This is a genomic window from Kamptonema sp. UHCC 0994 (assembly GCF_029167235.1).
Classification (GTDB): domain Bacteria; phylum Cyanobacteriota; class Cyanobacteriia; order Cyanobacteriales; family Microcoleaceae; genus Kamptonema.
In genome coordinates this window covers 1-5948 of the sequence record NZ_JARFTR010000236.1, presented here as the reverse complement: position 1 = coordinate 5948, position 5948 = coordinate 1, and the positions used below count along the sequence as shown (strand labels likewise).

Sequence of the window (5948 nt, the reverse complement as noted above, 5' to 3'; positions counted from 1 at the left end):
GGTATCTTTACCGCCTAGAAGGCGGCGTTACGGATATTTTTTCATAAGTCCTGTGCAATTAGCCATTAGCCATTAGCCATTATCTATCTATTTCTGGCATAGCGCTCATTTTATCTAAATCGAGAACTTTTGCCAAGTCTTCAGCACTCATTAAACCACGTTCTAAGACAATTTGCCGCAAAGATTTGCCAGTTTCTAAAGATTCTTTAGCGACGGCAGCGGCGTTGAGATAGCCGATATCTGGGTTAAGGGCGGTGACAAGGGCGAGACTACCTTCAGCATAGGCGAGACAGCGATCGCTTTTGGCTTCTATTCCCTCCAGACATTTGCTACTGAGTGCGTTGATGGTGTTGCCTAAAATTTCGATACTTTGAATCAAATTATAGGCAATTAGCGGCATCATTACATTTAATTCTAATTGTCCGGCTTGGGCAGCGAGGCCGATCGCACTATCATAACCCATTACCTGAAAACATACCATTGATGTCATTTCTGCCATCACGGGATTGTATTTACCCGGCATAATTGACGATCCCGGCTGTACGGGGGGCAATTGAATTTCTTTGAAACCAGTTTTCGGGCCAGAATCCATCAATCGCAGATCGTGAGATATCTTAACACAATCTTGGGCTAAATTGCGGATAGCGCCAGATACATTAACAAAGGGGGCCATACTCTGCATGGCGGCCATTAAATGGGGTGCTGGTTTCAGGGGTTTGTCGATTAATTGGGAGAGAATTTTGGCGGCGCGATCGCAATATTGCGGGTGCGTATTCAATCCCGTACCAGCAGCGCTACCACCTAATCCTAATGATGTCAAGTCACCGGAGGCAAGTTCAATTCTGTTGTAATGTTCTGTCAGAATTTGTGCCCAAGCGCGGAAGGTTTCACCTAATCGAATCGGGACGGCATCTTGGAGGTGAGTGCGGCCAGATTTGACAATATCTTTAAACTCTTCGGCTTTGTTATCCAGGGCGGCAATGGCATTAGATAAAGCGGGGAAAAGTGTTCTTTCTAAGGCTAAAAGTCCACCGATACGAATGGCAGTTGGAATTACATCATTAGTCGATTGACCGTAGTTAACATGATCGTTAGGACTAACTCGTTTATAGTTGCCTTTTTCATCGCCTAAAATTTCTAAAGCGCGATTGGCTAGGACTTCGTTAACATTCATGTGGTGAGAAGTTCCGGCCCCAGCTTGATAAACATCAACTACGAACTGATCGCGTAATTTACCTGCTAGGATTTCATCGGCTGCTTGCACAATTGCTTGACTAATTTCTTCGGGAATGCAGCCTAATTCACCATTGGCGATCGCGGTGGCTTTCTTAATCAGAATACAGGCATCAATATAAGTTGGTAAGGGTTTGATGCCACTGATGGGAAAATTCTCGACGGCGCGGAGAGTTTGGATGCCATAATATACGGTAGATGGGATTTGTTTGTCTCCCATTGAGTCGCGTTCTGTGCGGTAGGTTACGGTTTGTGGTTCTGTCATATTAGGGAGTTGGTGATAATATCGAATTATCGCACATTTAGAGGTAATTGCATTGACGAGTGAGGTTGAAAGAGAGGAATTAATTAGCCAATTGCGGGAGACTGGAGTTAAGCATAACCCAGATAACATTCTGCGGATTGCTAAATCGTCAGATGGTAGGATTGTTTTTTTAGAGATTGGCAATGATGGTTCTGGATGGCAACATATTTGGAAGGAACACACGGAGGATTTTGCAGCAAGGGGAATTCCTGAAGACCAAATTATTGATGCTGTCATGGCTGCTGTCATCAACGGTAGAATTTTAGGAAATCAAGGCAGAAGTCGAGCGGTTTATGAAATTGAGTTCAATGGTACGATACAATATATTTCTGTGGAAGTAGCAAGCAATGGCTATATTGTTGGCGCTAATCCTACCAGGAGAAATTTAATTCGTCGGTTTACTCAGGAGAGATAATAATGTTGCAAAGAATTAAGCTAATGCCTGATTACAATTGTTATCCTCTTTGGGATAGAGATGATGGTGGTGACATTGAACCCTGGGAGTTACCGTTGAGTGAGGCAACAATTGAAAGATTACTCAATTGGCAAAAGATTTATGATGGAATTATTGATTGGGACGATCCAGCTTCGGCTGGTTTTGCCAGTGAACAAGAAGAGATAGCTTTTGAAAGGGAAGGGATTAGTTTATGGCAACAACTTCAAAAGGAATTAGGAGATGATTACGAAATTGTTTATTTTAGTCAATTGCAGCATCGGGTGGTAACTCATCTGGATGAATTGGAGAAAATTGACATTTTCCAAAAAGCGTAAATTGCTTGATTAAATTGAGACTCAATCCGGTTTTATTACCCTTTTTTAAGGAACCATAGAGAATCCGAGATACAGAGGAAAGAAGAAGAGAATAAAGGAGTTATTTAAAACCGGATATTGATTTAGTGAGGACTTATGCAAAACAACCTAACATTTCAACTTCACAGGCCAAATTCCAAAACCAATTAACCTGCCTGGAATATCTCGCAAAATTGGCAACCGCAAAAAACCAGGCAATGTAAACGGTTTGTCGCCATCAAGAGCACGGGCAATAATTTGTTGCTGAATTTGATTTTGAAAGGCCTGAATCGCTTTAATTGGCCATTCTCTCTGTCGTTGTACTTCTGCTAAATCCCACAGGTGTAAACTGCCATTTTTTAATGGTTGGCTGAGGATATTAGCCGCCACGATTGCATCTTGAACAGCATAATTAATCCCCACTCCGCCAACAGGAGACATGGTGTGGGCAGCATCACCAATTAGCAACAATCCGCCGCGATACCACTGGGGAAGTCGATTCGATTCCACTGAGAGAAAAGCCATTTCTGACCAATCTTTGAGATGGTGGACGCGATCGCGAAATTCTGGCGCTAAATCCACGATCGCACGTTGTAATGTCTCAATACCATCAGCGCGAAGTTTTTGATAACTACCTTTGAGAATCACATAACCTAGCTGCCAATAATCGAGGCGATCGATAATCGCTAATAGGTGTCCGTCACGGATGCGGCCGTCTAAACCTTTCCCCTTTACATCTTGTGGCGATCGCGGTAAACGAAACCAGAGAACATCCATCGGTGGCGAAGTTTTAATCGGTTCAAAACCTGCCAGTTGACGGAGACGGGAAAATCGACCATCTGCGCCAATAGTCAAAGGCGATCGCACTTCATGCCAACCCCCTTTACCTCGATAGCGGACACCCCGAATCATCCCTTTTTCGGCAATCAGTTCTTGCACATTTGCACCCATAATTAACTTGAAATTCGGGTACTTTTTTGCCTCGGCCGCGATCGTTTCTAAAAATTTGACTTGGGGGAGAAGAGTGATATAAGGAAAGCGAGTTTTGAGGCGACTAAAATCCGCCGCTTTCAGACTTCCGGTGGGTGTATTAAAAGTGAGTTCGTGAATTTTACTATGAGGTAATTTTAACAGGCGATCGGCTAAACCGAGTCGATCCATCAGTTCCATTGTTGATGGGTGAATCGTGTCGCCCCGAAATTCGCGATCGAAATCCTGATGCAATTCTAAGAGGGTGACTGGGATGCCTTGGCGGGCTAAAAGTAAGCCGAGAACCACTCCCGCCGGGCCACCGCCAACGATGCAGCAAGTAGTTTCCTGTACGTCAATAATCTCATGGTTATCAGTCATTGATTTCAAGGATTGAGGTAATTTGTAGTTAGGGCAATTTTAGTCTATTTTGCTACGATCGTGTCAAAGATATTTCCAGCAATAGCAAAAAAATAGTCGTCTTTCTGCTATTCCATAATATAATAGATGTCGGTGAGGAGCGAGAGAATGTTAACTAGACAATGACAACTGATTTTGAGTGGGATCGAGAAAAGGAAACAAACAATATTAGAAAACACGGAGTTGCTTTTGATGAAGCACAGACTATTTTCGACGATCCATTTTTCCTTTCCATTGATGACCCAATACACTCTGTAGGCGAAACACGCTTTTTAGCAATTGGTTATTCTATGCACCAAAGACTACTAGCAGTGGTTTACACAGAGCGAGGCAATGCAACTAGAATTATTAGTGCTAGAATGGTAACTAACTGGGAAAGGAGTATTTATGAACAAGGCAATTAATCCGATTGATGATTATGAAATGCCCGATGACTACTCAGAACTACTAGCGGAATATGATTTTAGCAAAGTAGTGAGAGATAAATCTCGCCAATCTCGCCCAAATGGACAAAAACCTCTAGTGAAAATTACGGGCAAAGATGGCGATAGATATGTGACCATCAGCAGGATAGAAGGCAAAGGAATTATTACACCAGACGGCAACCTACAAGTACAATTTTCATCAGAGATTTCCCCAGGAAACCGTAGGGTTATCCTGACAATCAAAAAAACAGATGACTCGAACAATGATAGCTCAATTTCCCATAAAAACAGGAACAAAGAGAGGATAATAACAACTATTGAAGCCTCGGCAATGATTACATCAGATCGCAAACTCACAACACAGGTTTCCTCTGAGATTATCCCTGGAAATTACCAAGTTTTCCTCAGAATAGAAGAACCAAGAGAACCAACGACCGCAGAGATTGAGGAAAGTAAATCACACCTAACCACCCCAAACCTAAGACAATCTTTAATAAAAACGGTCGAAAACTGACCCTGTTGCTAAAGACTTGTTAGAGTTATCCTATAAATTTATAAAATCCACAACCCGTCACGACGCTGTTAGCTAAATGACTCAAACCTCTACCCCAACCAAAACCGAGACTGACCTATTTTCCTTGACAATTGCCCCCGCCCGTGTCATCCGGGGCAAAAATGCGATGGCTGCGCCGGCCGAAGGCATCGCGCAATCAATGGATGCGATCGCCCAACTTGGCAACCGCCCCCTGATCGTCGGCGGCAAAAACTCCCTCGCAGCCATTCAACCCTACCTCGAAAATGGGGCGGGCACGGGGGCACCGCCCCTACAGATGGCCCAAGCTACCTACGGCCAAGATTGTAGCGAAAATAGTCTAAAAACCCTCCACGAAGCCGCGATCGCCCACCAAGCCGATTTCATCATCGGAGTCGGCGGCGGTAAAGCCTTAGATACTGCCAAACTCCTAGCCCATCAGCGCCAAATCCCGATCGCCACTATCCCCACATCCGCCGCCACCTGCGCCGCTTGGACAGCTTTATCTAACATCTACTCAGACCAAGGCGCATTCCTGTATGATGTCAGCCTCGCCAAATGTCCCGACTTACTGATTCTTGACTACAGCCTGATCCAAACCGCCCCCCAACGGACATTAGTAGCCGGAATTGGAGATGCGATCGCGAAATGGTACGAAGCCTCAGTCAGCAGCGGCCACTCTGAACAAACCATGATTATCGCCGCCGTCCAACAAGCCAGAGTCTTGCGTGATATCCTATTTCAAAAATCCGTCGCCGCCCTCCAACAACCAGGAAGCGAAATCTGGCAAGAAGTTGTAGACGCTACCACCCTTTTAGCAGGTGTAATCGGCGGTATCGGCGGGGCTCAATGTCGGACTGTAGCCGCCCACGCCGTCCATAACGGCCTCACCCACCTCCACCGCCAGGGTACGTTACACGGCGAAAAAGTAGCCTATGGGATCTTAGTGCAATTGCGCCTAGAAGAAATGCTGCAAAACTCCCAACTTGCAGCCTCAGCGCGTCAACAATTGATTAAGTTTTATAGCGAAATCGGTTTACCCCAAACCTTAGCAGATCTAGGCTTAACAGATATTACTCTTGCCGAATTGCAAAACGCGGCGGAAATTGCCTGCGATCCTAATTCTGACATCCATCGCCTACCTTTTAAAGTCACTCCTGAACAATTGATGGCTGCAATGGTATCTACAACTGTTCCGATTGAAACCCCATCATCTGCTACAATCTTGCCACATTAATATATCCGTAACGCCGCCTTCTAGGCGGTGCTCTAACCG

7 protein-coding genes are annotated in these 5948 nt (G+C 44.8%); 5 read left to right on the top strand and 2 right to left on the bottom strand.

Features of this window, described 5'->3' with window-relative positions; all coding sequences use genetic code 11:
• Positions 1-79: 79 nt before the first annotated feature.
• Positions 80-1498: an aspartate ammonia-lyase gene (locus PY364_RS21115; RefSeq protein WP_275525976.1), complete on the bottom strand. Its 1419-nt coding sequence runs from the start codon at positions 1496-1498 to the stop codon at positions 80-82.
• 52 nt (positions 1499-1550) lie between these two features.
• On the opposite strand from PY364_RS21115, the gene PY364_RS21110 reads away from it, so the two are divergent.
• Positions 1551-1952 (top strand): hypothetical protein, encoded by a 402-nt coding sequence (locus tag PY364_RS21110; RefSeq protein ID WP_275525975.1) that lies wholly within the window; start codon positions 1551-1553, stop codon positions 1950-1952.
• Positions 1953-1954: 2 nt separating this feature from the next.
• Positions 1955-2308 carry a hypothetical protein gene (locus PY364_RS21105; RefSeq protein WP_275525973.1) on the top strand — a complete coding sequence of 118 codons (354 nt, stop codon included), beginning with the start codon at positions 1955-1957 and terminating at the stop codon, positions 2306-2308.
• 147 nt (positions 2309-2455) lie between these two features.
• Here the strand turns inward: PY364_RS21105 and PY364_RS21100 are convergent, their stop codons facing one another.
• The gene (locus PY364_RS21100; RefSeq protein WP_275525971.1) at positions 2456-3676 is read right to left on the bottom strand and encodes an FAD-dependent oxidoreductase; all 1221 of its coding nucleotides are present in this window, start codon (positions 3674-3676) and stop codon (positions 2456-2458) included.
• Between the two features lie 161 nt (positions 3677-3837).
• Here PY364_RS21100 and PY364_RS21095 point away from each other — a divergent pair, with 161 nt between their 5' ends.
• The 3 genes from PY364_RS21095 (at position 3838) to PY364_RS21085 (ending at position 5909) form a co-directional block, all read left to right on the top strand.
• A complete protein-coding gene (locus PY364_RS21095) occupies positions 3838-4119 on the top strand; it encodes a BrnT family toxin (protein ID WP_275525969.1) in 282 nt (93 codons plus the stop codon).
• On the top strand, positions 4103-4654 hold the full coding sequence (locus tag PY364_RS21090; protein ID WP_275525967.1) for a hypothetical protein: 552 nt from the start codon (positions 4103-4105) through the stop codon (positions 4652-4654). Before PY364_RS21095 ends, PY364_RS21090 begins: the two co-directional genes overlap by 17 nt.
• A gap of 76 nt (positions 4655-4730) precedes the next feature.
• A complete protein-coding gene (locus PY364_RS21085) occupies positions 4731-5909 on the top strand; it encodes an iron-containing alcohol dehydrogenase family protein (protein WP_275525965.1) in 1179 nt (392 codons plus the stop codon).
• Positions 5910-5948 lie beyond the last annotated feature (39 nt).

Coding starts and splice junctions, on each gene's coding strand:
- PY364_RS21095 (WP_275525969.1), top strand. CDS start 3,838: ATGACAACTGATTTTGAGTGGGATCGAGAAAAGGAAACAAACAATATT.
- PY364_RS21105 (WP_275525973.1), top strand. CDS start 1,955: ATGTTGCAAAGAATTAAGCTAATGCCTGATTACAATTGTTATCCTCTT.
- PY364_RS21085 (WP_275525965.1), top strand. CDS start 4,731: ATGACTCAAACCTCTACCCCAACCAAAACCGAGACTGACCTATTTTCC.
- PY364_RS21100 (WP_275525971.1), bottom strand. CDS start 3,676: ATGACTGATAACCATGAGATTATTGACGTACAGGAAACTACTTGCTGC.
- PY364_RS21090 (WP_275525967.1), top strand. CDS start 4,103: ATGAACAAGGCAATTAATCCGATTGATGATTATGAAATGCCCGATGAC.
- PY364_RS21115 (WP_275525976.1), bottom strand. CDS start 1,498: ATGACAGAACCACAAACCGTAACCTACCGCACAGAACGCGACTCAATG.